The 25,657-nt window shown below is 30.9% G+C and carries 35 protein-coding genes and 3 pseudogenes; 7 read left to right on the top strand and 31 right to left on the bottom strand.

Features of this window, described 5'->3' with window-relative positions:
- Positions 1–67: 67 nt before the first annotated feature.
- Positions 68–1,240 (bottom strand): beta/alpha barrel domain-containing protein, encoded by a 1,173-nt coding sequence (locus tag V5E38_RS07935; RefSeq protein ID WP_499212830.1) that lies wholly within the window; start codon positions 1,238–1,240, stop codon positions 68–70.
- Between the two features lie 393 nt (positions 1,241–1,633).
- On the opposite strand from V5E38_RS07935, the gene V5E38_RS07930 reads away from it, so the two are divergent.
- Complete coding sequence (locus V5E38_RS07930) at positions 1,634–2,110, top strand: nucleoside deaminase (RefSeq protein ID WP_499212829.1); 477 nt, start codon at positions 1,634–1,636, stop codon at positions 2,108–2,110.
- A gap of 67 nt (positions 2,111–2,177) precedes the next feature.
- On the opposite strand, the gene V5E38_RS07925 is transcribed toward V5E38_RS07930, so the two are convergent.
- The 4 genes from V5E38_RS07925 to V5E38_RS07910 all read right to left on the bottom strand — a co-directional run bounded on the left by V5E38_RS07925 (position 2,178) and on the right by V5E38_RS07910 (position 5,418).
- On the bottom strand, positions 2,178–2,636 hold the full coding sequence (locus V5E38_RS07925; RefSeq protein WP_499212828.1) for a YkvA family protein: 459 nt from the start codon (positions 2,634–2,636) through the stop codon (positions 2,178–2,180).
- A gap of 121 nt (positions 2,637–2,757) precedes the next feature.
- The gene (locus tag V5E38_RS07920; RefSeq protein WP_097977662.1) at positions 2,758–4,380 is read right to left on the bottom strand and encodes an ABC-F family ATP-binding cassette domain-containing protein; all 1,623 of its coding nucleotides are present in this window, start codon (positions 4,378–4,380) and stop codon (positions 2,758–2,760) included.
- A 124-nt stretch (positions 4,381–4,504) separates the two neighbouring features.
- The gene (locus V5E38_RS07915) at positions 4,505–5,143 is read right to left on the bottom strand and encodes an SdpI family protein (protein ID WP_499212827.1); all 639 of its coding nucleotides are present in this window, start codon (positions 5,141–5,143) and stop codon (positions 4,505–4,507) included.
- Positions 5,144–5,160: 17 nt separating this feature from the next.
- A complete protein-coding gene (locus V5E38_RS07910) occupies positions 5,161–5,418 on the bottom strand; it encodes an autorepressor SdpR family transcription factor (protein WP_499212826.1) in 258 nt (85 codons plus the stop codon).
- 173 nt (positions 5,419–5,591) lie between these two features.
- Between V5E38_RS07910 and V5E38_RS07905 the strand changes: the two genes are divergently transcribed.
- Positions 5,592–6,776: an alanyl-tRNA editing protein gene (locus tag V5E38_RS07905; RefSeq protein ID WP_499212825.1), complete on the top strand. Its 1,185-nt coding sequence runs from the start codon at positions 5,592–5,594 to the stop codon at positions 6,774–6,776.
- A gap of 124 nt (positions 6,777–6,900) precedes the next feature.
- Here V5E38_RS07905 and V5E38_RS07900 read toward each other — a convergent pair whose 3' ends face one another.
- From V5E38_RS07900 to V5E38_RS07870, 7 genes are all read right to left on the bottom strand, one after another.
- The gene (locus tag V5E38_RS07900; protein ID WP_499212824.1) at positions 6,901–7,395 is read right to left on the bottom strand and encodes a GNAT family N-acetyltransferase; all 495 of its coding nucleotides are present in this window, start codon (positions 7,393–7,395) and stop codon (positions 6,901–6,903) included.
- A 348-nt stretch (positions 7,396–7,743) separates the two neighbouring features.
- Positions 7,744–8,169, bottom strand: coding sequence for a hypothetical protein (locus V5E38_RS07895; protein WP_499212823.1), 426 nt, complete (start codon positions 8,167–8,169; stop codon positions 7,744–7,746).
- Between the two features lie 192 nt (positions 8,170–8,361).
- Complete coding sequence (locus V5E38_RS07890; protein ID WP_499212822.1) at positions 8,362–8,532, bottom strand: hypothetical protein; 171 nt, start codon at positions 8,530–8,532, stop codon at positions 8,362–8,364.
- A 27-nt stretch (positions 8,533–8,559) separates the two neighbouring features.
- Entirely contained in the window at positions 8,560–8,988 is a 429-nt protein-coding gene (locus V5E38_RS07885) for a hypothetical protein (protein WP_499212821.1), read from the bottom strand.
- A gap of 60 nt (positions 8,989–9,048) precedes the next feature.
- Positions 9,049–9,294, bottom strand: a complete 246-nt coding sequence (locus V5E38_RS07880; RefSeq protein WP_499212820.1) for a hypothetical protein — start codon at positions 9,292–9,294, stop codon at positions 9,049–9,051.
- Between the two features lie 54 nt (positions 9,295–9,348).
- Complete coding sequence (locus V5E38_RS07875; protein WP_499212819.1) at positions 9,349–9,636, bottom strand: hypothetical protein; 288 nt, start codon at positions 9,634–9,636, stop codon at positions 9,349–9,351.
- A gap of 211 nt (positions 9,637–9,847) precedes the next feature.
- Complete coding sequence (locus V5E38_RS07870; protein ID WP_499212818.1) at positions 9,848–10,096, bottom strand: hypothetical protein; 249 nt, start codon at positions 10,094–10,096, stop codon at positions 9,848–9,850.
- Between the two features lie 298 nt (positions 10,097–10,394).
- Between V5E38_RS07870 and V5E38_RS07865 the strand changes: the two genes are divergently transcribed.
- Positions 10,395–10,904 (top strand): DinB family protein, encoded by a 510-nt coding sequence (locus V5E38_RS07865; RefSeq protein ID WP_499212817.1) that lies wholly within the window; start codon positions 10,395–10,397, stop codon positions 10,902–10,904.
- Positions 10,905–11,144: 240 nt separating this feature from the next.
- On the opposite strand, the pseudogene V5E38_RS07860 reads toward V5E38_RS07865, so the two are convergent.
- Together V5E38_RS07860 and V5E38_RS07855 are read right to left on the bottom strand one after the other, a co-directional pair.
- Positions 11,145–11,282, bottom strand: a pseudogene (locus V5E38_RS07860) (SUMF1/EgtB/PvdO family nonheme iron enzyme); the annotation flags it as partial.
- Between the two features lie 92 nt (positions 11,283–11,374).
- The gene (locus tag V5E38_RS07855) at positions 11,375–12,058 is read right to left on the bottom strand and encodes a hypothetical protein (protein WP_499213538.1); all 684 of its coding nucleotides are present in this window, start codon (positions 12,056–12,058) and stop codon (positions 11,375–11,377) included.
- Positions 12,059–12,406: 348 nt separating this feature from the next.
- Between V5E38_RS07855 and V5E38_RS07850 the strand changes: the two genes are divergently transcribed.
- The gene (locus V5E38_RS07850) at positions 12,407–12,790 is read left to right on the top strand and encodes a hypothetical protein (protein WP_499212816.1); all 384 of its coding nucleotides are present in this window, start codon (positions 12,407–12,409) and stop codon (positions 12,788–12,790) included.
- Between the two features lie 272 nt (positions 12,791–13,062).
- Here the strand turns inward: V5E38_RS07850 and V5E38_RS07845 are convergent, their stop codons facing one another.
- The 3 genes and pseudogenes from V5E38_RS07845 to V5E38_RS07835 all read right to left on the bottom strand — a co-directional run bounded on the left by V5E38_RS07845 (position 13,063) and on the right by V5E38_RS07835 (position 14,672).
- Entirely contained in the window at positions 13,063–13,620 is a 558-nt protein-coding gene (locus tag V5E38_RS07845) for a hypothetical protein (protein WP_499212815.1), read from the bottom strand.
- A gap of 27 nt (positions 13,621–13,647) precedes the next feature.
- Positions 13,648–13,902, bottom strand: a complete 255-nt coding sequence (locus V5E38_RS07840) for a hypothetical protein (RefSeq protein WP_499213537.1) — start codon at positions 13,900–13,902, stop codon at positions 13,648–13,650.
- Between the two features lie 257 nt (positions 13,903–14,159).
- A pseudogene (locus V5E38_RS07835) lies at positions 14,160–14,672 on the bottom strand (DoxX family protein).
- 111 nt (positions 14,673–14,783) lie between these two features.
- Between V5E38_RS07835 and V5E38_RS07830 the strand changes: the two are divergent.
- Both V5E38_RS07830 and V5E38_RS07825 read left to right on the top strand, forming a co-directional pair.
- Positions 14,784–15,023, top strand: coding sequence for a hypothetical protein (locus V5E38_RS07830; protein WP_499212814.1), 240 nt, complete (start codon positions 14,784–14,786; stop codon positions 15,021–15,023).
- 127 nt (positions 15,024–15,150) lie between these two features.
- A pseudogene (locus tag V5E38_RS07825) lies at positions 15,151–15,429 on the top strand (hypothetical protein); the annotation flags it as partial.
- Between the two features lie 252 nt (positions 15,430–15,681).
- On the opposite strand, the gene V5E38_RS07820 reads toward V5E38_RS07825, so the two are convergent.
- From V5E38_RS07820 to V5E38_RS07775, 10 genes are all read right to left on the bottom strand, one after another.
- On the bottom strand, positions 15,682–16,179 hold the full coding sequence (locus V5E38_RS07820) for a hypothetical protein (protein ID WP_499212813.1): 498 nt from the start codon (positions 16,177–16,179) through the stop codon (positions 15,682–15,684).
- Between the two features lie 121 nt (positions 16,180–16,300).
- On the bottom strand, positions 16,301–16,585 hold the full coding sequence (locus tag V5E38_RS07815) for a hypothetical protein (RefSeq protein WP_499212812.1): 285 nt from the start codon (positions 16,583–16,585) through the stop codon (positions 16,301–16,303).
- Positions 16,586–16,589: 4 nt separating this feature from the next.
- Positions 16,590–16,973, bottom strand: coding sequence for a hypothetical protein (locus V5E38_RS07810; RefSeq protein ID WP_499212811.1), 384 nt, complete (start codon positions 16,971–16,973; stop codon positions 16,590–16,592).
- 200 nt (positions 16,974–17,173) lie between these two features.
- On the bottom strand, positions 17,174–17,602 hold the full coding sequence (locus tag V5E38_RS07805; protein WP_499212810.1) for a hypothetical protein: 429 nt from the start codon (positions 17,600–17,602) through the stop codon (positions 17,174–17,176).
- 318 nt (positions 17,603–17,920) lie between these two features.
- A complete protein-coding gene (locus V5E38_RS07800) occupies positions 17,921–18,349 on the bottom strand; it encodes a hypothetical protein (protein ID WP_499212809.1) in 429 nt (142 codons plus the stop codon).
- Positions 18,350–18,835: 486 nt separating this feature from the next.
- Positions 18,836–19,087 carry a hypothetical protein gene (locus tag V5E38_RS07795; RefSeq protein WP_499212808.1) on the bottom strand — a complete coding sequence of 84 codons (252 nt, stop codon included), beginning with the start codon at positions 19,085–19,087 and terminating at the stop codon, positions 18,836–18,838.
- Positions 19,088–19,193: 106 nt separating this feature from the next.
- A complete protein-coding gene (locus tag V5E38_RS07790) occupies positions 19,194–19,457 on the bottom strand; it encodes a hypothetical protein (RefSeq protein WP_499212807.1) in 264 nt (87 codons plus the stop codon).
- Between the two features lie 613 nt (positions 19,458–20,070).
- The gene (locus tag V5E38_RS07785) at positions 20,071–20,547 is read right to left on the bottom strand and encodes a hypothetical protein (protein ID WP_499212806.1); all 477 of its coding nucleotides are present in this window, start codon (positions 20,545–20,547) and stop codon (positions 20,071–20,073) included.
- Positions 20,548–20,689: 142 nt separating this feature from the next.
- Positions 20,690–21,109: a hypothetical protein gene (locus V5E38_RS07780; RefSeq protein ID WP_499212805.1), complete on the bottom strand. Its 420-nt coding sequence runs from the start codon at positions 21,107–21,109 to the stop codon at positions 20,690–20,692.
- 89 nt (positions 21,110–21,198) lie between these two features.
- Entirely contained in the window at positions 21,199–21,546 is a 348-nt protein-coding gene (locus tag V5E38_RS07775) for a hypothetical protein (protein WP_499212804.1), read from the bottom strand.
- Between the two features lie 228 nt (positions 21,547–21,774).
- Between V5E38_RS07775 and V5E38_RS07770 the strand changes: the two genes are divergently transcribed.
- A complete protein-coding gene (locus V5E38_RS07770) occupies positions 21,775–22,998 on the top strand; it encodes an MFS transporter (protein WP_499212803.1) in 1,224 nt (407 codons plus the stop codon).
- Between the two features lie 379 nt (positions 22,999–23,377).
- On the opposite strand, the gene V5E38_RS07765 is transcribed toward V5E38_RS07770, so the two are convergent.
- From V5E38_RS07765 to rarD, 4 genes are all read right to left on the bottom strand, one after another.
- The gene (locus V5E38_RS07765; RefSeq protein WP_499212802.1) at positions 23,378–23,677 is read right to left on the bottom strand and encodes an SMI1/KNR4 family protein; all 300 of its coding nucleotides are present in this window, start codon (positions 23,675–23,677) and stop codon (positions 23,378–23,380) included.
- 230 nt (positions 23,678–23,907) lie between these two features.
- Positions 23,908–24,168: a DUF1294 domain-containing protein gene (locus V5E38_RS07760; protein ID WP_097977681.1), complete on the bottom strand. Its 261-nt coding sequence runs from the start codon at positions 24,166–24,168 to the stop codon at positions 23,908–23,910.
- Positions 24,169–24,190: 22 nt separating this feature from the next.
- Positions 24,191–24,667: an aminoacyl-tRNA deacylase gene (gene ybaK / locus V5E38_RS07755; RefSeq protein ID WP_499212801.1), complete on the bottom strand. Its 477-nt coding sequence runs from the start codon at positions 24,665–24,667 to the stop codon at positions 24,191–24,193.
- 36 nt (positions 24,668–24,703) lie between these two features.
- Positions 24,704–25,639: an EamA family transporter gene (gene rarD / locus V5E38_RS07750; RefSeq protein ID WP_499212800.1), complete on the bottom strand. Its 936-nt coding sequence runs from the start codon at positions 25,637–25,639 to the stop codon at positions 24,704–24,706.
- Between the last annotated feature and the right edge of the window lie 18 nt (positions 25,640–25,657).

Here is a 25,657-nt window from a genome sequence, read left to right as displayed (position 1 = left end):
TTAAATTGTCAAAAATAAAGAGCGACTCATTAGTCTAAGCACTCACTGAGATCGCTCTTTTTAATTTTTAAAAATGTTTACTAAGGTTTTCTTTCACTAACAAGGATGGCTTTAATTCACTGATACTTTTTTGTCCCGATAAAGCCATCGTTAAATCGAAATCAGCTAAAATATTTTTCATTACTTGGACAACCCCGTTTTTACCAGCAAGAGCTAGGCCATACATATACGGTCGACCAATTAATACTGCATCAGCACCGATTGCTAATGCTTTATATACATCTGATCCCCTTCTAATACCGCTATCCATTAAGATTGGTAATCTACCTTTTAATTCACTACAAATACTCTCTAATGCATCTAAAGTACTAATTGTTCCATCAACTTGTCTTCCACCATGATTCGAAACGATAATGCCATCCAAACCATATTCAAGAGCAAGCATCGCATCGTCCTTATGTAAAATTCCCTTTAATAAAATTGGTAATTTAGTTTGTTTTCGCAAAAATGCTAAATCTCCCCATGTTAATGCAGGATTACCAAAGAGTCTTGTCCACAATAGAATTGCTGACTGTGGATCTTCTTCAGGTGATTTATTTAATCGTGAGCGAAACACAGGATCCTCTAAATAGTTACCAATACCTTGCCCTTGTAAAAATGGTAAATATGCATTTTCAATATCTTTTTCTCTCCAACCCATAATCGAGGTATCAAGCGTAATAACAATTGCTTCGTAACCATTGTCTTCTGCACGTTTAATCATACTTGCTGCTATTTCCATATCACTACTACAATATAATTGATACCATTTAGGAGAATTACCTAGAACAGTTGAAACCTTTTCTAATGAGTAAGTAGATGCAGTACTAGTAATGTATGGAATATTCAATTCCGCAGCTGCTCGAGCAGCTTCAAGTTCCCCTTCTGGATGCGCAATCGACTGGACACCGATTGGAGCAAATAAAATTGGCGAATTATATGTTTTGCCAAATAAATGTATACTAATATCACGTTCAGCCACATTAAGTAACATTCGCGGTACAATTTTCCACTTATCAAATACTAATCGATTTTCGTTCATTGAGCGCTCACTACCTGCGCCCCCAGCTATATAATAAAAAGGGCCTTCCTCTAATTGATGTTGAGCTAACTTTTCTAAATCCTCAAATCTAACAGGAATCTCACTTTTTTTCCCAGCACTATACACTTGCAATTGAATATTATTTCCGAAATTCTTCATTCGAAACACATCCTTCAAAAAGTTGTAACCGTTTACATATTCTAATTTGATTTAACTAACTCCTTTAATTTTCTTAATAAATCATTCGACATTTTGAATATTTATTAGAATTCTTATCCCGATTAGTACTTTAAAAATATTTGTTTGAATCATATTACTCTATTATTATTTTTCTTATAAAAAATGAATTTTCTTACTTTAGATTGATTAAATAGGTTCTTAAATACTCTAACAGAGTGTACAAATAAGTAAGATACCCTTTTTAATATTTATGGTTAATTTAAGGATTATAAATCGTTTAACCAATTTGATTGACTAGTTATTTATATTAATTAAAGAGATTAGATAAATGTAAATACCTTTCGCCCTTATTACTATAAAGGTGGTGTTAGTTTGAATCACTCTGATTGGATTAAATTAAGTGTAAGACTTGCTTACGAAAACTTATTAAATAAGAATGGTGGGCCATTTGGAGCTGTTATTGTCCAAGATGGAAAAGTAATTGGTGCCGGCGTAAATGGAGTCACAACTTTAAATGATCCAACTGCACATGCAGAGGTCCAAGCAATTCGAAACGCATGTCAAAATTTAGGTACCTATTTATTAAAGGATGCCGTTTTATATACTAGCTGTGAACCATGCCCGATGTGTCTAAGTGCCGCCTATTGGTCTAGAATTTCTAAAATATATTATTTTTTCACAAAAGATGATGCTGCAAAAATTGGATTTGATGATGCACATATTTATGATGAACTTTCATTGCCATATGAAGATCGAACAATCCCTAGTGAACAAATTATGATTAAGGTCAAAGATATTGAAAACCCTTTCATTGTTTGGTCAAAAGATGAAAGTCATGTACATTATTAAACGGTATAAGAAAAGGTTGCTCATTAATAATAATGGGCAACCTTATTTTAATTTTGATTTATAAATTTTAATCTTTTAGCTCATGATCTTGCACAGACTCTTCAATTACCACTAAATTTGTTGCATCTTCTTTTTCGTTATTATTTTCTTTCCATATTTTATACTTTTCAATATCTTTGTTAATTTGTTTAAATGTATACGCTAAAATCGTTGTATCATCTAAAAAGCCTAAACCGACGATAAAATCAGGTATTGCGTCAATTGGACTGACAAAATAAATTAATGCTCCAATTACTGTCAAAATTGATTTTGTGGAAATATCTCTATAACTGCCATTAATATATGATTTAAATAAATCAATAAATAAATTTACTTTTTCCCAAGCTTCACCTAACGCACCTTTTTTATCCGGAGCCAGCTTAGCTGCTTTTTTCAATAAATCCGTTGATTTTTCTTTATTTCCTAAATAGGAAGAAGCTTTCTTTAAATACTTTTTAAAAAACTTATTTTCATTTAACTCAGACATTTTTTCTCCTCCCTTTTTTATAGTTTAACAAATATAAAAACAAGATGAAAGTATGAAAAACCACTAATCAATTGATTAGTGGTTTCACTCCTTTCACTGTGAAAGGTCTTTGTATATGGAATTACTTATTATATAGTTCTTCTACTTGCTTTTGTAAATCCTTATTCTCTAAGAACTCATCATAAGTACATTCTTTATCAACTAAACCGTTTGGTGTTACTTCAATAATACGGTTTGCAATTGTTTGTATGAATTGATGGTCATGAGATGTAAATAATGCAGTACCTTTGAAGGCAATTAAACCATTATTTAATGCCGTAATTGACTCTAAGTCTAAGTGGTTAGTAGGATCATCTAATACTAATACGTTTGCTCCACTTAACATCATTTTTGAAAGCATACAACGAACTTTTTCTCCCCCAGATAAAACAGAAGCTTTTTTCATTACTTCCTCTCCTGAGAATAACATACGTCCTAAGAAACCACGTAGGAAGCTTTCAGACTCATCTTGTGGAGAGAACTGACGTAACCATTCGATTAAGTTCATATCACTTTTTTCGAAGAACTCAGAGTTATCTTTAGGGAAAAATGCTTGAGAAGTTGTTACACCCCATTTAAATGAACCAGTATCTGGCTCCATTTCACCCATTAAGATTTTAAATAAAGTTGAAATTGCAACGTCATTTTTACCAACAAACGCAATTTTATCTCCTTTATTTACAGTAAAACGTACATTATCTAATACTTTTTCACCATCGATTGTTTTTGAAATTCCGTCAACAGTTAATAAATCATTCCCAACTTCTCGCTCTGGCGTAAATCCAACGAATGGATAACGACGAGAAGATGGTCTAATATCATCAAGCGTAATTTTATCTAATAGTTTTTTACGTGAAGTAGCTTGTTTTGCTTTTGATGCATTAGAGCTAAATCGAGCAATAAATCCTTGTAGTTCTTTAATTTTCTCTTCTTTTTTCTTATTAGCATCCGACATTAATCTTTGAGCTAATTGACTTGATTCATACCAGAAATCATAGTTACCAACATAAAGTTGAATTTTACCAAAATCTAAATCAGCCATATGCGTACATACTTGATTTAAGAAGTGACGGTCATGTGATACAACAATAACTGTGTTTTCAAAGTTAATTAAGAAGTTTTCTAACCATTGAACAGCTTTAAGATCTAAGTTATTCGTTGGCTCATCTAGTAAAAGAATATCTGGTTGACCAAATAGTGCTTGAGCAAGTAAAACTTTTACTTTCTCGCCAGCTTGTAATTCAGCCATTTTTTTATCATGTAAGTCTTCAGTAATGCCAAGACCTTTTAATAAAATCGCAGCTTCTGATTCTGCTTCCCAACCATTTAACTCTGCAAACTCACCTTCAAGTTCTGCAGCTTTCATACCATCTTCTTCAGTGAAATCTTCTTTCATGTAGATTGCATCTTTTTCTTTCATTACTTCATAAAGACGTGTATGACCCATAATAACTGTTTGAAGAACTTCAAACTCTTCATATTCAAACTGGTTTTGTTTTAATACTGCAAGGCGCTCACCTGGCGTTACAATAACATCACCTGTAGAAGGCTCGATATCACCAGATAAAATTTTAATAAAAGTAGATTTACCCGCACCATTAGCACCAATTAAACCGTAACAGTTACCTGGTGTAAATTTTATATTAACATCATCAAATAATTTTCTGTCCGCAAAACGCAAACTAACATTGCTTACTGTAATCATATTAATTTTATTCCTCCAACTCTTTTGCTCTACTCTTTACAATACCATACTTTAAAGGGAAATTAAATTTTTTCTAAAATAAATTCATAAACATTCACCATATTTTGTAAAAAAACAGCTTTATTTAGTTTTTCATTTCCTTTTTAAAGGCAATATATGAGTATATAGTTGTGAACCCAACTAAAAATATGATTAATGGAATGACAATTATTCCTTTATTACTAACTGGTATAAAATAAAGCAATATAAAACATAAACCAATGATCATAAATAATCTACCGCTAACACGATGTGTTTTTTTCCAAACATTTTCACTACTTAATGTCCATGGTGTACGGACGCCAATAAAATAATTCGAACGAACATGGGGCATATAATTTCCAAGAAACATAAACAAAAGACCAATAAAGAGAAAGCTAATTGAACCAATATGAACGTTATAACCTAAACCATAAAATAAAACACTCATATTAATTAAAAAGAAAATAAATAAAATCCCTGTTGCCATAAAGTACAAGCTTCTTTGGAATAACCTATAATTCTCTTTCCTTGGATCAATCTTCGGAGTAACAATTGGTAATAAATAAACGAAAAGCATGAGCGCATGAAGCTCGATAAATGTTTGCATTTTTGAATCGTAATTATTAACATTTCCTGAAAAATCCCAGTGAACTGGTAGTTGACTTGGTAAATCATGAAAGTTAATAATCCATAATAGGAGTGAACAAATAAATAGTAAAATTGCTATGATATGCTTCTTCAAAATATGTCACCTCTCAATTATTTTTCTTTAAAACTATATGCCCAACTTATAATTTCTTGGAAAACCGTCATATTTAGAGAATAAATAATAAATTGCCCCTTCTTTTCATCTTGAATTAACTGGGCTGATTTTAATATTTTAAGATGCTGCGAAATACTAGGTTTTGACATATTGAATTGTTCTGAAATTTCTCCAGCAGTTAAATCCTTCTCTTTTAATAAATCTAAAATTTTCCTTCGAGTTGGATCCGATAATGCTTTAAATAATTCGTTCACATTTCACACCTCTAAGATTTAGTATTTAGTTAATTAACTAAATACTAAAATTTATTTTTCTAATTGTCAATTATGCTAAAATTAGAAACAGAATATTTTAAGTTTTTATTCCGTTTCTATATAATTTAAATTAAACAACAAATTTTGGAAATAAAAAGATTAGAGGTATGATCATGGCAAACAAACTATATTTTGAACACCCCTCATTAAAAAAATGGTTTACTAAAATTACTGAAATTAAAGAAGTTGACTCTTTATTTCATATCAAACTTGAGGATTCATCATTTTATCCTGAGGGTGGCGGGCAACCATCTGACTTCGGTACAATTAATGGAATCGAAATTGTTGATTTATTAGAATATGATGAAGAAGTGATCCATGTCTTAAATGCAAAACCAGATACAAATGAAGCAACATGTGAAATAAATTGGGATCAAAGAATTGATCATATGCAGCATCATAGTGGACAACACTTACTTTCAGCAACAATTATTGAACTATTTGATATTCCTACTGTAAGTTTTCATTTAGGAAAAGAGACAGTTACGATTGACTTAGATACACCTACTCTTTCTGCTGAACAATTAAATCAAATTGAAAGAGCAGTTTATGAAAAGATTCTTGCTAATATCGAAATTAAAACTTACTTCGTAAATAAAGAAGACTTAAATGCACTTCAACTACGCAAATTACCAAAAGTTGAAGATAACATACGAATTGTTGAGATTTTACATACAGATTTATCTGCTTGTTGTGGTACTCATGTAAAACAAACAGGTGAAATTGGATTAATTAAATTAATCAAAACTGAAAAAGTAAGACAAACTACTCGACTTCATTTTAAATGTGGCTATAGAGCACTAGAAGAAGTTCAAAAAACTAGTAAAACATTATCAAATATTAATCAATTATTTAATACACATACTGATCAAGTTAAGGATAAAGTCGAAACGACGATTAATGAATTCAAAGAAGCGCAAAAAGAAATCGAGAAAATGAAAGAAACAATCTTTAACTCAATCTCTAACGAGTTACTATTAAACGCAACGAATGATATCATTATTAAAACATTTGAAGAAGAATCAGTAAAAGACTTACAATTACTCGCAAAGACAATCCAATCGAAAAAACCTTCATTACTTGTTTTTTCAAGTGTAAAAGAGCAAAAAATATTGCTAATTAATCAACTTAAAAATGATGTGCACTGTGGAGAACTAATTAAAAATTTACTAAAACAGGTTGAAGGAAAAGGTGGAGGCGGTGCAGGGCAAGCACAAGCGACATTCGAAACTTCAATCAAATTAAATGAAGCTGAAAATACTCTTAAATGTATTCTTCTTAGTCAGGTAAATGTGTAATTCAATAGAAAAAACAATTTTCTCATAAAAAAAGATTGTCTAGTTAGACAATCATTCTAAAAAGAACAACGACGGACTGCTCAAGTCCACAGTTGTTCTTTTATTTTTATGTATTCATTTCAGTCTATTCAACCGAATACTTATAGAATTTTTTATCGACCTTCATTACTGGAAAATTCTCAGGTAACTCGGTAACTTCTACACTTGTAAAACCATTTTTCTCATAAAATCTATGAGCTGCTAAAAATTGAGGAGTTGTTCCAAGATAAATTGCATTTATTGACATTTCTTTCGCCCATTTAATGGCATTATTTAATAAAAGACTTGCAGTTTTATATTTTGCACCTCTATATTCTTTGTCTACAAACATCTTTCTTAATGCAACTTCCTGATTCCCTATGTCTAAAAGACTGATTGTACCAACTACTTTATCGCCATCAAGAGCAACCCAAAAATTCCCTTTTCCATTCTGATAAAATTCTTCTATTGTAAACAAATCAGGCTGGTCATCCTTGGTGATCTTGATTTTGTATTCTTGTTGCTGAATATCAAGAATTAAATCTACTACTTGAGCTTGATAATCTATAGAGTATTCTTTCACAATAGGACTGCTGTTCATATATTTGCACCGCCTCTAAAATAATTTAACCACTTCTTTACTATCACTGTTATCTCTTTATTCAATATAGAGATCGAGATGTCCTTTTTTCATATTTTACTAAATTTTTAAATTGTACAATTTAAAATGCTGCAATTAAGCAACTTGTGATGTTTATCTAACAAAATGCGTTCGTTTAAGTAAGGAAGCACATAATATTACTAAAAATATCTATAAAAAAACTTTTCTGATGCTTCCTCTATTTTTCTTAGAAATTGTTCTTTACATCGTTCATCATCTTCCAATAATGAGTCTACAAATGGTTGGATTTTAAGCATTCCCTGAACACGAATGTTTCTTGAAATTTAATCATTCGTAATTAGAGATATTAATCATCGGATTTGTGCTAATTTGTTTACACGTGTAAGTGCCATCGTCAGAATTGATTTTTATAGATTGATTTTTTAAATTATATTTAATTTCTACATTGTTAAATTTAGGACTATTGATTACATACAGTGTATCAGTTTTTTTTACGTAGAAACCTTTGTCTAATTCTCGTGAAAACTTTCCTGATTCCGAAAGTATAAAATTATCAAAAATAAAAGCATAATCATTCTCTTTATCAAATACGAACGACCCAAAAGGAAGCTCTTCACATCGATAAGTTCCTTCTAGTGTTGGTTTAAATGAATTTTGTATTTTAGGAGCATTTAGGGCTAAAAAAATCAACAATAAAATTAAAAATAGAATTATTCCTCTATCAATAACCTTTTTTCTTCTAACTTCTGCCACACATATCACTCCTAAAAAGATTAATTCTAATTAGATGTTATTAAATGATACGGTTAATTAATCTTTTTTTTGAGTAAAACTTATTTACTTATCCAAAAAAACTGTTAAATAGGCAACCAATTAACAGTTCCGAGTTCTATTTAATCTCAGTGCCTTAGTAGCATAAGTGAAGGGATAATAATAGATGAAAATTTACATTTCAGGAGGAATTTTATATGTAACTTTCCCTTCTCCGTCTAAAAATTCCATACGAGGAATATCATATTCGTCTACTACCATTCTGATTCTAGGTTTTCCTTTGCTATCTGATAGTTGTACTGTTATTTCACCCTTAGAATTCTTCCCCACAAAGGCCCGAGGCATATTTCCTTCCCAAATATTTTCTAACTCTCAATCAATTTCCCCATCTGTTAATTTAGAGTTTTGTATTTTATGTGTTCTTTCTACAAGATCTGGTAAAGGTATATTCGGTCTATCATAAATTGAAATTCCATAATTTCTTTGCTCATTCTCATCAATATAATGCATTTGTACAACTTGATCTTGTTTATACTGATCAAAGGTTAAAGAGGCGTATGATTCATAGTTTCCTAGTTCATCTTTTTTACTTCCAAATATAAGTCCTCCACACTCATCACCTTCTCCGTTATAAAACATTAATCCAGCAATAGGATCTTTCTGCCTGTGACCTGGAAGAAAATCTTTTCCATCCATAATTGCAGGTGGAATGTTTTCATTTTTAAAAATTCTCATTCTTACAGTTCCATCTTTATCGACAATATTTATATTTTCAACATTAATACCTTTGAATTCAGCCATAAAAAAATCCTCCTATATCCATATATAGGAGTTTCTATGAAAACCCATTATTTTCCTTTATTATAGATTCATAACAAAATCCTTTATCCTTATCAGTTCTTTGATTTCTTGATCATTAAATATTTTATCTCCATAAAGATCTAATCCAAGAAGCAAGTCTATATTTTTAGATTCCTTATTCTTCTGTCTAACATAAAACTTTTCTACTTTAATTAGGAATTCGTGTACTTCTTCTTCAAAAGCTACATATCTATTAGATTTTGCTGCTTCATTAATTGTATCTGCTATACAGAAATCAATACTCATTTATGCTTTTTTCCTTTCATGTTATTCAACAAATGCATGTGTTAGTTCAAAAAGCTAATCGATCGACTTTTCAATAATTTTATTGAATAACAAGGTAGCTTGTTCACTTTTCGTTTCATCATCCATTTCACGATTTTCTAATAGATCTATTAGCTTCTGAATCTCTTTCGTTTCAGAAGCTTTTCTATTTTTTAGCTTTTTTTTATGATCTTTATTAAAATCATTAAATGCTTGATCCATTCCAAAACTTCTTAAAACTAAAGGATGTTTCATTATTTCTGGTGGATTTTTCCCTAAATAGTCTTGAAACTGGACATTGAATAATTCAATCGCTTGTTTCAATTCGGACCTATTCACAATGAAACAAGATTTTCCAGGTATATGAGTGGAGTTTACAATTTTATATCCGTCATACCATAGATCATTCTGTTTATAATGGTAAAAAAACGTGAATTTCATCTTCAAATCTTTTAAAGACTAATTGAGTTTAATATGCATCATGAGTCAAACATACTTCCTCAGTAGGAATAATGTCTTTTAAATCAAGATTCATTTAAAATAACATTCCGAATAAAGGATAATTCGCATGTTTATGTTCATAAGTAAATATATTACCCTCCCATTCACCTGATTGAATATATTTTGCTAATTCACTACTTTTTGTTACAGGTGAAAAATTTATGAAGAAAGATTTTTGATTATTAATAATATTAATTGAGGTCTCAAAGTGTTCGAATAACTCTTCAAGTTTATCCTCAAAAAGTACAAACTTTTTAAATTCTATATCTAGTTTAAATGTCATCGATTTTCCTCTAAGACAAATGCCTACTTACTAATATAGCATAAAAACCTTGTTATTCTTGTTCAACTAAACTGCCATTTTGTTCAATAAAAAACGAGCCATTTTTGTGACTCGTGATCTCCAACTATCGGTAGCGTTAGTTGCATAAGAAATTCAAAATATATGTATCAAAAAAGTTGTTTAATTTGCAATTATTTTGCGGTAATGAAAAAAAATATCAAAAATAAAGGAAATATCTTCCTGACAGTCGAATATTTGCCTAGAACCATAATTAACTATTCCGATGAGGAGGATTCTTGTGCGTCCACGACCATTATCTATTGAAAATCCAGAGCATTATAGGTATGTAAGTCTTGTGCCAGATGGAGATATTATAGAAATACTTAGTAAGCAAAGAACTAATACCATTACCCTCTTAAGCAGCTTATCAGAGGAGTCAGCAAGGAAGGCGTACGCACCAGGGAAATGGACTTTAAAAGAAGTGATTGGGCATATGACCGACTCGGAACGTGTGATGTCGTATCGAATGCTTGCCATTGCACGAAATGAAAGTGCACCACTCCCAGCAATGGATCAGGATCAATACGTTTCTGCGGCAAACTTTAACAAATTATCCTGGGAGCAGCTACTATCTGGTTTAGACACGGTACGCTCTAACACGTTAAGTCTTATTTCAACTATTGATGCTGCAGCGTGGGATCGAAATGGAACTGTAATGAACAGTCCAGTTTCGATAGGTACCATTGCATATGGCATTGCCGGGCACGAGTTACACCATATGAAAGTGATTAGTGATAGATACTTATAAGTCTTTTTATATTAATGAATAAATCTAATTTCTCATTTAGGGTGCGTTAGTTAAAGAAGCAGCAATAAAAAGGATCTTCCTGGAAGGTCTTTTTTTTATTGCCGATAACGGTATTGGTAAACTAGATTTACATACAATACTCAAGCGAAATTGAAGTGGTTCTTGTTCAACTAAAGCATTATTTAGTTGAATAAAGAAAGTTTAAGCATTGACTAATATCTGTCCCATCCATTGAGGAATTTAAAAAGACCGGGCAAGACGGAATCCAAGATCGTCTATGTAAAATGACGGATGGCTACGACGACGACATGATGCGCCACAACCTCTAGCTACTTCTGCCCAGCTTCCACCTCGAAATATTCGGTAGGACCCATAGAGAATGGCTAGTTCTTTCTCGACGGGAATCCCACCCGCTATATGATACGACCTATGCTCGGCCTCACACGCACCCTTTAGTTGAATAAGAAAAATCAGATTACTACAGATTTCTTGTCTATTTTTAACTGATTAACAATGGAAGAAATTAATTTATCCAAAGGATTAATAATATGCTTAGATGTCTTATTTTCAACCTCTTGGGATGCATCAACCATAGATAATTGAGCAACGGAGATAATTTTATCTTCTTTAATAATTTGGTTTAGGAAATTGGAAATTTCTTGATTATATTCGTGTTTTAGACCTTGCATTATCAATTCAAAAGTATTGTTAATGACAATTACCTCTATATCTAAAGATTTCTGATGATTAAAAGCATATTGATTGAGACGCACCATAGTCCCATTAACAGTTGCAGGATTTGTAAATAGGATTGTCTGAGGTTGCTTTATATTACAAATATATTCAAAGTATGGCTCATCAATTTTTATAATTGGCACTGATATTGAGAGTTGTTCTTCCTTTAAAATTGCAATATAGTTTGTGCAAGTAATGAGAATAGCATCAACATAACATTGGGCAATCCACTCTATTTGCTCTTTAACTTTGTTTTGAGCATCTGCTACTTTAAAATTCTCGCCTGATGTAACTCGATACATTAATGCGGGGTCAACAAAATGTATTAATTCAATGTCATAAGAAGAGAGTGCGTTTTCGATATACTCAATATTTGAATAATGGGCGTGTAGACATCCTAATCTTTTTTTCAATTGTATTCCACCTCTAATATATTTCTGATTATTCTATCAGTATATATATGGAAATGTCTATGGAAAAGAGTTTAAAATCCCTCGCTGCTTCTTGCACTATCCTGCCAGTTAGCTCAATAAGTCATTTTCTTAAAGCATTGGACTTATCATTACTTGTATAAAATTGGGTATTTTCATAGTTTGTCTATCGGTAACCATCTGTCCACTATAGAATATGATGAAAGAGACTAGTTACCTAGTTATTCCTCTCAACAGATATAAGAACTAGTGAATCTCATTGAATAAATTCCACCAGTTTTTAGTAATGAAGAGAAGAGTATTTGTAGATAAAACTTTAAAAAAGGTCGTGGTTATATGAATGAAAAAGAAATTTTCGAAATTGGTGCCAATTGTCTTCTAAGGGTAGGGAACCGTTTTTTTGCAGTTGTCGAAATAGAATCAGAAGTTCCTGGAGTAGATTTAGAGGTATTTGTTATCATTCGTATTAATATGGAAACAGCAAAAAGACTTAAAAATGCAGGACTTCATTTTTGTGAAATAAGAAACACTGCTCCTAGAGAAGATGACGTAACAGCAGAATTCAAGTGTATCTTTATAACGAACCGTCAGGCTTTTGCTCTTTTTGATGTGGAAAATGATATGGATCGAGCTGTTTTTGTACGAATTTCATTAGAAGAAGCAGAACGCGCATTAAGAAGAGGCGCAATGCGTTGTACAGTTATTGATGCAAGAGAATAATATAAAAACTATATTATGACTTAAGCTATTAAACTATTTGAAAAGACACTCCAGGAGTGTCTTTTATAAATTTAATAAAATAATTCAACTCCGACACAGTCCATCTCTGTTCAACTAACGCAATGCGTTAGCTGAATTAGTCGAGTAGTTTTCTAATTGATATATAACAATATGCCAGTAATCACACAAAAAAAGCATGAAACCCTAAAAATTTCATGCTTTTCTTTAATAATTTTTTTAAGTGATATGGAACTGTAGTTATGACCACATCTTTATTTCTGATTAGCCATAAACGAAGCAATAATGCTGTTTAATTGTGTAATTATATTATGCCACCACTTCGTAGGAATAAATTGTGGTATGACTATTTGAATTTGACTATTTTCCTCTTTTGCTTCCACTAATTTAATGAATCTAGAAAGAGGCTCTAGTACGGATCGATATTGGCTTTTTAGAACAACTAATCTGCAAGGATTTCCCCATTTTTCTTCCATCTTATTGGTAGCCTCATCATCGAAACCAACATAAACAGCAAGAAGATCATTAGAAATCCCTTTGGCAAATGAAAGTGTATTATGAACAACGCGATGTGTACCAGATACTAATATAATTGTTATGACTTTATTTACTTTGGGTTTAAAAGTATCTAGACCGATACGTAATTCCTCTGCAACATTTTGATAATGCTTATAAATTGCTAAAGAGAATAGTATAATAGCTAGAATAACGACTAGTACAACCCATGCTCCATCTACAAATTTTGTAATAGCAAAAATAATCGTAACAACGGATGTACCAATTAAACCGATCGTATTAATTGCTAATTTCACTTGCCAATTTGGACCTTTGACAATCTTCTATCTTCTCGTTAAACCCAATTGCGCAATTGTAAATGATAGGAATACACCTATGGCATATAATGGAATTAATGCATTTGTATGTGCTTGGAAAGCGATTATTAGCATGCTTGCTGCTTCTGCAAGTGCAATAATTCCATTTGAATAACTTAAACGATCTCCACGGTTCGTTAATCCTCTAGGTAAATATCCATCAGCTGCTACAATTGCTGCTAACTGTGAAAATCCTGTAAATGTCGAATTAACTGCTAAGATTAGAATGATAAAAGTAAATCAAATAATGATTTGATAAAGTATTCCATGTCCAAAATATACCTGTATCAATTGGGATAACATTGTAACATTTGGATCTGGCGTAATCCCATTTACCATTCCAAATATATTGAAAATATAATGAATTATTCCAATCTGCGACCTTAAAACAATGAATTTCATCGGTACTTTATTAATTATGTGAAAATGAAACTAATAAGCGAAATGCACCTCTCGAATTATGAGAAGGGCTATTGTCATTATGCACTTTGGGAAATTTTTTCATTACCATCTCTTTTATATATCAATTTTCCTAGTACTGGCATTAACCAACAATCTAATCCAATTTTTCCTGGATTCATTCCTGACACAAGAATAAATATTCCTAGAAAAACCATTTGGGGATTTGTACTTGTTGTTCCTGAAAACATATAAGCAAAGTTCATTGTAAGACTCATAAGTATTTAAAATGATGTGAAAATACCTAATATTAATCCGAGACCCACTAAAAATTCTCTCCAAGGAACTAGAACATTAAAAAGATCAACGTATGGTAATGCAACTTCTTTTAAAAAATTTCCCCACCAGGGTTGAACAGCAGGGTGTTCACCAGATACCTGGTTTACTGCCCCATTTAAAAAACCACTAGCATCGAATTTGCCACTGGAGATTTTTCCCCAACCAGCATTAAGCCATTCCCATCCAAGATAGACTCGAAATACAGTTAGAAGCAGTGATACAAAACGATTTCCCCTAAAAAATTGGATAAACACGATAATACCTCCTCAATAAAGATAACATTAAATGACATCGATTATCATTATCATTTTTTAGTGTTATAATCAATAAGAAAAAGGTAACGAATATTTTTTTTGTATCGTTAAATGTTCTTACCACTTGCAAATAACTTGCTTTTTCCAAATACAATTACACCTACAGGTATGTACGTTGAAGGTGATTATGAAGAAAATGAAGAGTATGAGAAAAATACTTTTGATCAAGATGACATTCTTCATCAATTAGATTCTTTAATTGCACTAATTGTTGAAGTAGAAAAGCATACTCATAAAACCAATTCTTTTCTATTTTTATTAATTCTTCATAATGTCCATTTTTTAACCTAACCTCATAACATTAAATTTTCATTAAGTAAATTAGGCTAGAGCCGTTTCCATCCTTCATATGCCTACATATTTTATCTTGTTATCATATATGGAAGGAGCGATATCTTTGTATTACTAGGGTAATTATTACTCTTATCCACCTCAATCTTCATACTTTCAACATCAATATAATCAACCAACCTATCAAGATGAGTATGACGTAGATAGACAGCAAGGACAATTTCAATCTTTTTCTAGACGTATAACTGAGTTAGAAAGACGAGTAAATCAGCTAAACAGGGAAGTAAATCAACTTCAACAAACTTCAGAACGTCATACTAGACGCTTAAATAGATTAAATCAGCGACTTCGTGTGGTTGAGCAAAGACTTCATATACCTTTTTCATCTCAAGATGAAGGATTTTAGTAAAACTAAAAACTTTGGAAAATATTTTATTGAAAGTCAAGTAAGTGAGAAAAATTATGTATATTTAAGTGTTTTTATTTAAAGTCACACATTATATGAAAAAAAACGAAGGATAGAAAAGCAGAAGTGATATCTGCAATTTCTATCCTATTTTTGTACCTCAGATGATCTCATTTACTATAACAACATTTTTAGAATCCTATATAACTAACGTATGCGTTAGTTACATAAGGAAATGTATATTTTTATATGTCATCTAACAGAAATTTTTTTTACAAATGGAATACTCATATAATGATATTTAATAATTATTTTATTTATCGATTTATCATCTAATACACTAATACCATAAACTTTATCTTTTTCTGTTGCAGTACCATTGTTTTCTTTTTCTAAAATATAAGAAGGTGACGTATTCGGTTCAATACTAATTGAGTTTATATTCTTATACACATAATTCTTCGCCTCTTTATCCGTGAATGAATCTGTTATAATCAGTGGTTTTAGTGGATTACTTACTTGAATTTTTACATTTAATGGACGTTCATTGGAATTTACTAATATATCTGTAATATAAACTTTTTTCCAACCTTTATTACCTATTTGAATAACTACTCCATGTTTCTTTTCTGTCCAACCAATAATACCAATTTCTAATGGTGGGTTTCGCTTTATAAAAGGTTTGAATCCAATTAAAATTATTAAAATAACTATTGCTAAAAAAATCACTATTTTTTTGAAAACGGTCAATTTGATTTCCCCTCCCCTTATGTAACAATTCAATTCCCTTATAGCACAATAAAAAGACTGCTAAGCAGCCTCTAGTGATCTTCAATTAAAACTAACGCATGCGTTAGTTCAATAGATACATTTATTTTTTCACCCAAATTTTATATAGGATTTTTCCATCTATTTTTTCTTCAGCTTTACAAATACTACCATTCGTATTATTGTAATTTATCCATTCGGGTAAAAGTTCTGCCAAACATTTTATTACTTTTTCATCAGGAGTAGCGTATCCAACATTTGTATTAGAACATAAATATAGACCAAAATCTGGGTATAATGCATCCGCCCACATTTCTGCTTGTCGATGCGTTTCAAAAATATAATTATCCTCTTTGTAGCTAGCATTAACCCATATTATATTCTCCATAGGTTCACTCTTTAGTCATTTTTTTTAACGTAATAGTTTCCTCTTTACCGTCCCACTTTATGTCAATTTTCATTTTTTTATCATCTCTAGTTGTTAAACAATCTGTACATCTATTGGGTAAAGATATTTCTTTGTGTTGGTCTAGTGCCTTCCCATCACCATTAAAGTCGATTTCTCCCCCATTAATAACGATATTTAAAACTTTTATTTTTTCTGGATTTTCCCCCTTGTACTTTATTACATAAGCTCCATCTTCGTTATCCCCATCTATTGTCGATTTGTACGTGCCAATCCAATTTGTGCTTTCACCTTTAAAATGAAGGGAATCATTTGAACAACCAACTAACATTAATAAGGTAAATGAAAACAACAAGTAAATTTTTCTCATAATCCATCTCCTTCATTTTCCATTATATGTAATTTATTGAACTGAAATGATAATCCCATCATTAACACTCTCAAAGTTATTTAATTAATTCTTATTTAACTAAACTGCCATATTGTTAAATAAAAAAATGAGCTGCCAAAGCAACTCATGTTGTTCAACTAACGCATGCGTTAGTTGCATATCATCTTTGTCAATCTTTATTATTTACTAACTATATCAAACATCGTTTTTGCATCTTTATGAGATAATTTATAGTATTTGTAATCTTGTTTTTGGACAATTACAGATAGTTTTTTCCTTTTATTATCTGGTGGAACAATCCACATATTATAATTATCGGTATTATCCTTACCATAAACAAATACTAGAGCATGAGTTGTTTCCATTTGTTGAAAACCTGAATTATTCTTTTTTAAAGGTTCATCTAAATCCTCTATGATTTCATAGACCTTTTTAGTATCTTTCTTATCAGCTAATTTGGAGGTCTTTCCAGTCTCAACATATTTGATAATTGTTAATTTTGTTTTTCCTAACTTTACACTCACAGCTTCTTTTGCATTACAAGCTGATAAAGTAATAGCTAGAATAAAAATCATAATAATTTTTATGTACTTATTAATATGTCTCACTCCTGACTCAGTAGTTTTTGATGTAAGCTACTTTCTATTATATGGATATTTGACATGGTTTTTATTTTGTAGAAAAACATCAATTCAAACTTTATTAATCAACGAATATTTTGCTTGCACTAGAAAGATATTTCTTCGTTTCTTATGCAACTAAACTGCCATTTAGTGGAATAAAAAAGACTACCGAAGTAGCCGTTTCTTGTTACACTAAAGCATGCGTTAGCCATCCATGAATCCTCGGATTCACAACAGTGAATGGAAGCTTATTATATCGTACTCCCATGGTAGTTGTACAAGGAAAGTTTATAAAGTCTACATCTAACTACAAGCTCCCTTTTTATATACAACTACCGTTGTTACTTTATTCTTATTATTAAGTTGACCTATATATATTTCATCTATTGAATCTTTTTTTCTCAAAAGTAACAGATGTTCTAATTTATAGTCAGAAACCACCATAAGTTCAGGTGAAAACTGGACTACCTCATCACTTGAACGATACGTAATATGTTCACCAGTAAAATTTGTTGTTATGAAACCAGGTAAATTAATTTCTTTTGCTACTCTTGACTTTCCACAAAGTCCAAGATCCCTTGATGTTACACTTGTATCCGTCGGTCCATCCCATCTTTCGGGTACCGTTGTTTGATCATTCTGATTTAGATCGTTAGTTGATTTTTCTTTACTGCACCCCAGTAAAACGAAAATTAATGTAAAAGCCATAAAGATTCGACCAGTTTTTTTCAAGAGGATTCTCCTCCCAATTAAATAAGGTAAATTCGTAAATTGTATTTGTTAGTAATTTTATTCCGTGTTTAACGATTAAGTCCTTTAGTTCACTAACGCACCCGTTAGTTCAATAAAATTAATCTTCAATAGTTCTTTTCTTTTCTATTCCGCTAAAAATATAACTTGCATAATAACAAATGCTGGTAATTCCAAATATAGCAAAAATTCCAGGTGTCAAAGCAAAATAAATACTAAAAGGAATCGACCAAATAAAAGCAAATAACATTAACCTTTTCTTAGAATTTAATGAAGAATAAATCATTAAACAAGCTGGAAGAAATAACATTACGAATGTATATGTGATTGAATCGACATAGTTCTATTAATTACTTACGAAGTCCTCTATTTATTCAACTAATCTGCCATTTTGTTGAATAAAAAAAGCCGCAAATTAGCAGGTCATGATCTTCAACTATCGCATGCGTTAGTTCAACAACACTCCACTCAATATTTTGTATTTTTAAATCTTTTTTTTGTGTAAAAAGCTAGTGCAAAAGGAAATAAAGGGAGAAGGGCAAGTAATCTAAACCAATTATTTGCACCACCGAAATATAACATGGGAAGAAATAACGCCATTCCACTCAATAGAAAAGACTTCCAAGATTTTTTCCAAAGACCCCATGCCAAAAGAAACAATCCAGAACCAATTAATCCCCAGAAGATGAGACCAACCCAATAGAAACCTGCTTGTTCCATTTGTTAGCTCCTTGTCTACTTACTGTTTATCTATAAATTATATGCCCTTGTTCAACAATCCCAACTAACGCATTAGTTGAATAAGCTAACATCAACTTCATTGAAATTACTCAACGATTTCACCGTCTAAAAACTTTCTCTCGCAATAAGGGCAACGGTAATAATCATGTACGTCTTTATTGATATTAAATCGAAGTGGCAGTCTCTTTCTACATTGTGGACATCTCCAGAATATGATTGTTATTGCTACAAATAGGAAGATAAGTAACCAAGCAAGTTTCACCAAGAACATGCTGTTTATTACAAAATCTAATACAAAAATAAACATTGCACTGAATAAACAGGCTAATGAGATTTTTCGATATTTCATAATGTCTCTTACTTTTTTGGTCAATGAAATCAGTTCCTTTCATTAAATATAGACATTACATTAAATAATACTTCTACTTTTTACAATATACTAAATAAGTTCTATTAAATATTCACGAAGTCCTTTTCTTACGCAACTAAACTGCCATTTACATCAATAAAAAAACGAGCTTCAAGCAACTCGTGATTTTCAACTAAAGCACTGCGTTAGTTGCATAAGCAGGTATTCTAAAGAGCTCCTTCGATGAAATCTCTAATTACAATTGATAATATCAAAATTAAAACTAATATTATTCCAAATATAATTAAAGGGATATCTCTATTTTTTGAACCTAGCAAATTTGAAAAATGTCTTCTAGTAAAAAAATAGTATTAAACGTTACAAAAATAAGAATTATAGGAATTACAATATTATCAGAAGAAATGCTAAAAAAATCGTTTACCATTAATAAAAACAGTCCTAAAGAAGTTGTTATTAAGTCACTTAAATCACGATTCGATTTCCTCTTAAAGAGCCATTGGTAATAATGTTTAAGTACTTTCATATTTTTTCTCACCTTTAAAAAGTTTGATCCTGTACAACTAAAGCATTGCGTTAGTTCAATAAGGTTTTATTATTTATCGGGAAACCAAGTTGAAATTCCGTTTCCTGGTGTTGCTACGACTAAACATTCTTCTCCACCGAATGCTTGACCATCACCAGCTTGCCAACATTCATATTGTTCATGAAAGCCATTAAGAAATAAAATTTTTCCCGATTTAAATGTTATGTAAAGGTGCGGAGAATCATTGCCTATACAAATATCAATTACTTCTTCTCTTCTTAATTCGTATAATAACTTGAACAGTTCATCTTCTGTCATATCTTCAATATCTTCTTCTGAGTTTGGAAATAAAGTAGTGTTGCGAGGATAGACACTCCATTTAGACTCAATATTTAACCATACTTGGTCTGGTTCATGATCGTTGTAATGCATAAAGAAGACATATGTAGTGGCAGGACTTAAACCAAATTTAATCCCGTCTAATTGGCTTCCAATAAACATTTTCCTTAGTGTATTCATTGCAAATTGTCTTTCCTCTTGATCCATAGAATACACCTCACTTTATTCTCTAATTATACCGATAACTTATTGAACCAAAACACCAATTATTTAAAAAAAATGGCGTAATAACTACTTTAATTTAATGCAACTAAAGCATGCGTTAGTTGCATAGATTTGAAATATTTATTTATATTTCGTTCAATTTTTTTCTTAGTTTATTAATACCTTTTAAAACCTCTTCTCTATTTTTAGCGCTTTTAATCCAATTAGGCAATCTACTCGCTAAACTTTTATTAATGTTTGGTACACGCTCTCTTAAACTTGCACTAACATAGTTCTCTAAAAAATCTAGATGTTCTTCATTATATGCCCATAGTGTTTTGCCGCAACAAAGTGTCTGTAACCACAAACTTTCTTCTCCACCGATGCTATTAATAAAGTTCGTTCCTGAAACAATTCCACACTTTTGACAAACTAACTTTAATTTCGTTTTATCTGCCACCCAGGTTATTTTTGTGCCCTTTTTACATTGTGGACATTCGACCAGAATATGATTATAAAAATCACCAATCCATTCTCCATTATCCCTAAACCTTGCTTTATCCATTTAGTTAGAACCTTTCTAAAAATAATAATTTTAACCTTAAACATAAGCTTCACTTCATAGTTATTTGAATAAAAAAATATAGAAAATATCTAAAAAATAATAAAGAAGTCATCAAATATTTCTCCTTTTAGAGTAAACAGCATCTTATAATCACCTAAATGTTTATTTTTGTAAACAATTGGAATAAGTGACACAACGAAATCAAAACCATATGAGATTGTTTCATAAACTTTTGTATTATCCCATTGGTCTATATGCAAAGATATCCCTTTTAAATCAACTGTTAATTGATGTTCATCAAAATGAGTTCCGAAATTTTCTTGAAATTCTTCTTCATCTTCTTCTTTGTATGAATTAATATTTTCCCAGAATCCTTTAATTGTCCTCTGCTCCACACTATTTTCTACTGACCATTTTCTTAAATTATTAGTATCCATTTTATTTTCTCCTTATGAAAAATACTAATCTTTTTAGGCATTATTATATCATTCCTTATTCAACTAAACTGCCATTTAGTTAAACAAGCACCACTTCAACAACCAAATTAATCAAAACCCATATTCTACTTTTTCTATTTTATTTCGATATTACATAGTCTTTTTTTACTATTGATGAGATAATAGATTTTGTCGAATAATATTAAGGGTAAATGAGGAGAACTTTTTATGTGGAAAAACCGAAACGTTTGGATCGTGTTGTTCGGTGAGTTTGGAGCTGGTATAGGTCTTTGGTTCGGAATTATCGGAAATTTGGAATTTATGCAAAAACATGTACCTTCTGATTTCTTTAAATCGTTAATTCTTTTTTTCGGTTTATTAGCAGGAGTTTTTGTTGGTCCGTTGGCTGGAAGGTTAATTGATCAATATTCAAAGAAAAGGATATTATTAATTAGTGGTTTAGGTCGGACTTTAAGTGTAATTCTTATGTTTTTTGCAATACAATACGAAAGTATTATTTTCATGGTCTTATTTTTAGTTATGCTGCAAATTTCTGCTGCATTCTACTTTCCAGCGCTTCAAGCTGTTATACCAATGATTGTGAAAAACGAACAGTTATTAACTTTAAATGGCATTCATATGAATATTTCTACAATATCAAGAATTGCCGGAACTTCAATTGGTGGTATTTTAGTTGTATCAACTAGTCTCACAAATGTTTATGGAATGAGTATGCTGGCATATGCATTTTTGTTTTTAATGACGTTCTTTTTACGAATTGAAGAACCTATGATTAAACCAATTAATGTAGAAAAAACAAATAAATCTAAATCTGATAAAGGATTCGCTGAAATATTTGCACTCATAAGAAAAAGTCCAACAATCTTAAATTTATTTATCTTAAACCTGATTCCGGTACTTTTTCTTGGCGGATTTAATTTAATGGTAATCGAAATAAGTGATCTTCAACATGATCTTTCAGTTAAAGGCCTTATTTATACAAGTGAAGGTATCTCATTCATGATTGGAGCATTTGTTATTAAACGATTAACAAAAAGATATACGAATAACCAATTATTATACTTTTCAACTTTTTTAGTAGCTTTTGCTCAGCTATCACTTTTCTTTGCAGATCACCATTGGTTGACACTTATCTCATTTGCCATTTTCGGATTTTCAGTTGGTTGCTTCTTTCCTGTTTGTTCAACTGTTTTCCAAACTTCAATTGATAGATCATATCATGGTCGACTTTTCTCATTTAGAAGTATGTATGACCGAGTAACATTCCAGATTGTCCTTTTAAGTACAGGACTATTTTTAGATACTATTGGTTTACAATATATGGTTTTAATTTTCGGAACGGTTTCTCTCTTAATTCTTGCTAGATTATTATATAAGGACAAAAAATCTAAAACCGATTTAGTAAATGAGTCCCAAAACTTATCAATGTAATTAAAAGAGGCTGTCTCAAAAGTCAGGTTGACTGACACAGAGGTGCCTCTTTTTCATTATTTTAATTGGAGTAATCGGGGGTATTACAACAGCGCTCTTCATATGTAGGTGATCTAAGCGATCTCGTTTTTAAGTAATGGATAGATTTTTAATGAATTTACTATTAATTAGAACATATTTACTAGTAAATAATATAAAAGTATCAACAAATCTTACAATTTTAAAGTCATAATCCCCTAACCCGTACAGGTAATTATAAATTTTATTCGCGATTATCATAGATTTAATTGCAGTTTTGTTATTTTTATTTGCCACGCATAACTCCCCATAAAAATAGGTGTCCCATTTCACTTTTGGAACACCCTAATTTTATTAAAATTCAATATCCATAAGCAGCTAAAAATTCATTCAAACTTGAATACAGAGTAACGACTTCCCATTTTCGTTCAAATTCATAGGCAGTACATACTTCCCCTGATTCCTCGTTGATGAAAATAACATCATCCGTTTCGTCATCGAAGCCAATTATTAACCAATTTTCTGGCCATTGTATTTTTTTACTTAAGTCCTTTTTAGCCTCATTTAAATCTTCTTCTTTTATAAAATAGATCGTCATATTTTCATTTGAGACTTCTTCTATATCTATTCCTTTAATTCTTGAAAACCATTCGTTTTTCATTTTTTATTCTCCACTTCCAATAAGAAAGCCTGTATCAACCAAGTGATCACAGGCTAACTTTTTTACTTTTGTGCTTTTTTTGATTCAGATAAATTTGATTTATCTTCGTAGTTTGGTTGTTTTTGACCGGCGTTATTTTTTCTTCCACCATTTCCACGTCCCATTTCTTTCGCCTCCTTAAATTGTCATAAAAATATTTTATACAATTAAGGTAAGACTATCCCATTAAATTACAGGAAGAAAAAATAGATAACAAATTGGATAAAAAGGATGATCCAATAACCAAAAACAAATTTTGGATGCTTTGTTTTATGTTTAAAATAATACATTCCTAAAATTGAACCAATCGAACCTCCGATAATTGCAAATAAAAATAAGATGCGTTCTGGAATTCTCCATGCTTTTCTTTTTGCCCGAGACTTATCAATTCCCATAATTGCAAATGAAACAATGTTTACGATTACTAAATAAAACATAAAATACCCTACCATTTTGATCCCTCATAAGACTCGTTTATTTTGAAATTTTTGCTATTTTGCTACGAGTTGTTTGTATTAAATCTTTTGCATTCAACTGAAGTTGTATACCTATTTTTCCACCGCTAATAATAATCTCTTCTATATTATTAACAGATTTTTCAATAAAAGTAGGGTATTGCTTTTTCATACCTATTGGTGAACAGCCACCTCGAACATATCCTGTGCTTGCTAAAAGGTCTTTCACTGGCAATAATTCTACTTTCTTTTCTCCAGCAGCCTTTGCTGCTAATTTTAAGTCTAATTCTTTTTCGACTGGTATAACAAAAACATAAATCGCCCTAGATTGACTGATTGATACAAGTGTTTTATAAACTAATTCAGGATCTTTATTAATTTTATTTGCTACAGAAACCCCATCAATCTTTCCATCATTCGAGTCATAATTTAAGGTTGTATAGTTAACTTTTTTTGAATCTAACATTCTCATTGCATTCGTTTTACTTACAGCCATTTTTACTCCTTTCAATGCTACAAACATAATGTATTTTTAGGCAGAAATTGATTGTTTTTTATTTCGATTTTTAAGTTTTTGTTCAATGGATTTCATAAACGGTGTAGCTGAAATCGCAAATACGATACAAGCTAACCAAATAAATGAAAATGAGATGAAGTCTTTTTTTGAAAAACTTTCATCGTATAATAAAATCCCAATTAATAAACTAATAGTCGGTGATATAAATTGCAAAAATCCAACATAAGTATACGGAATTAATTGTGCTGCTTTACCGAAAAACAATAAAGGAATAATTGTTACTAAACCAGCACCTACTATTAATAATTGCTCATTTGGTGCACTTTGTACAAGTCCTGCTTGGCCTTTAAAAGCTAGGAATCCAAAGTATAGTAAGGCCACTGGAAAAATTAATAAAGTCTCTATTGTAAGGCTTAAAAAAGAGTCGATATTTAAAATCTTTTTCAATAATCCATAAAAGGCAAATGTTAAAGATAAAAGTATTGCGACGATCGGTAACGTACCTGACATGATTGTTAAATATCCTACCCCTATTGTTGCTAAACAAACTGAAACGATTTGCCAAATTGACAGTGACTCTTTCAATACGATTACACCAAGTATAATACTAACTAATGGATTAATATAATAGCCTAAGCTTGCATCAAGAATATGATTTGAATTGACCGCCCAAATATAGATTAGCCAATTGGTACTAATTAATAGTGAAATAGCAATCATTGAAACTAATACTTTTTTATTACTTACAATTTGCTTCCAAGTAATTTTGAATTGCTTTAATTTTTTTGTAAGAAGAATGAAAAGTATTAACGTTACAAAAGACCATATAATACGATGTGTTAATATTTCAAAAGGTGAAATATCTTGAATTAGTTTCCAATAAATTGGTAAGACACCCCAAACCACATATGCAAGTACACCGTACAAAATCCCTTTAAGTGTGTTGTTCATTCTCTCCCAGCTTTCTTT

The organism is Rossellomorea sp. GAMAL-10_SWC (genome assembly GCF_049568075.1).
In the GTDB taxonomy this organism is placed as follows: Bacteria; Bacillota; Bacilli; order Bacillales; family Bacillaceae_G; genus Gottfriedia.
Note: the sequence above shows the minus strand (reverse complement) of the source record. Positions and strands in the feature narration are given on the sequence as shown.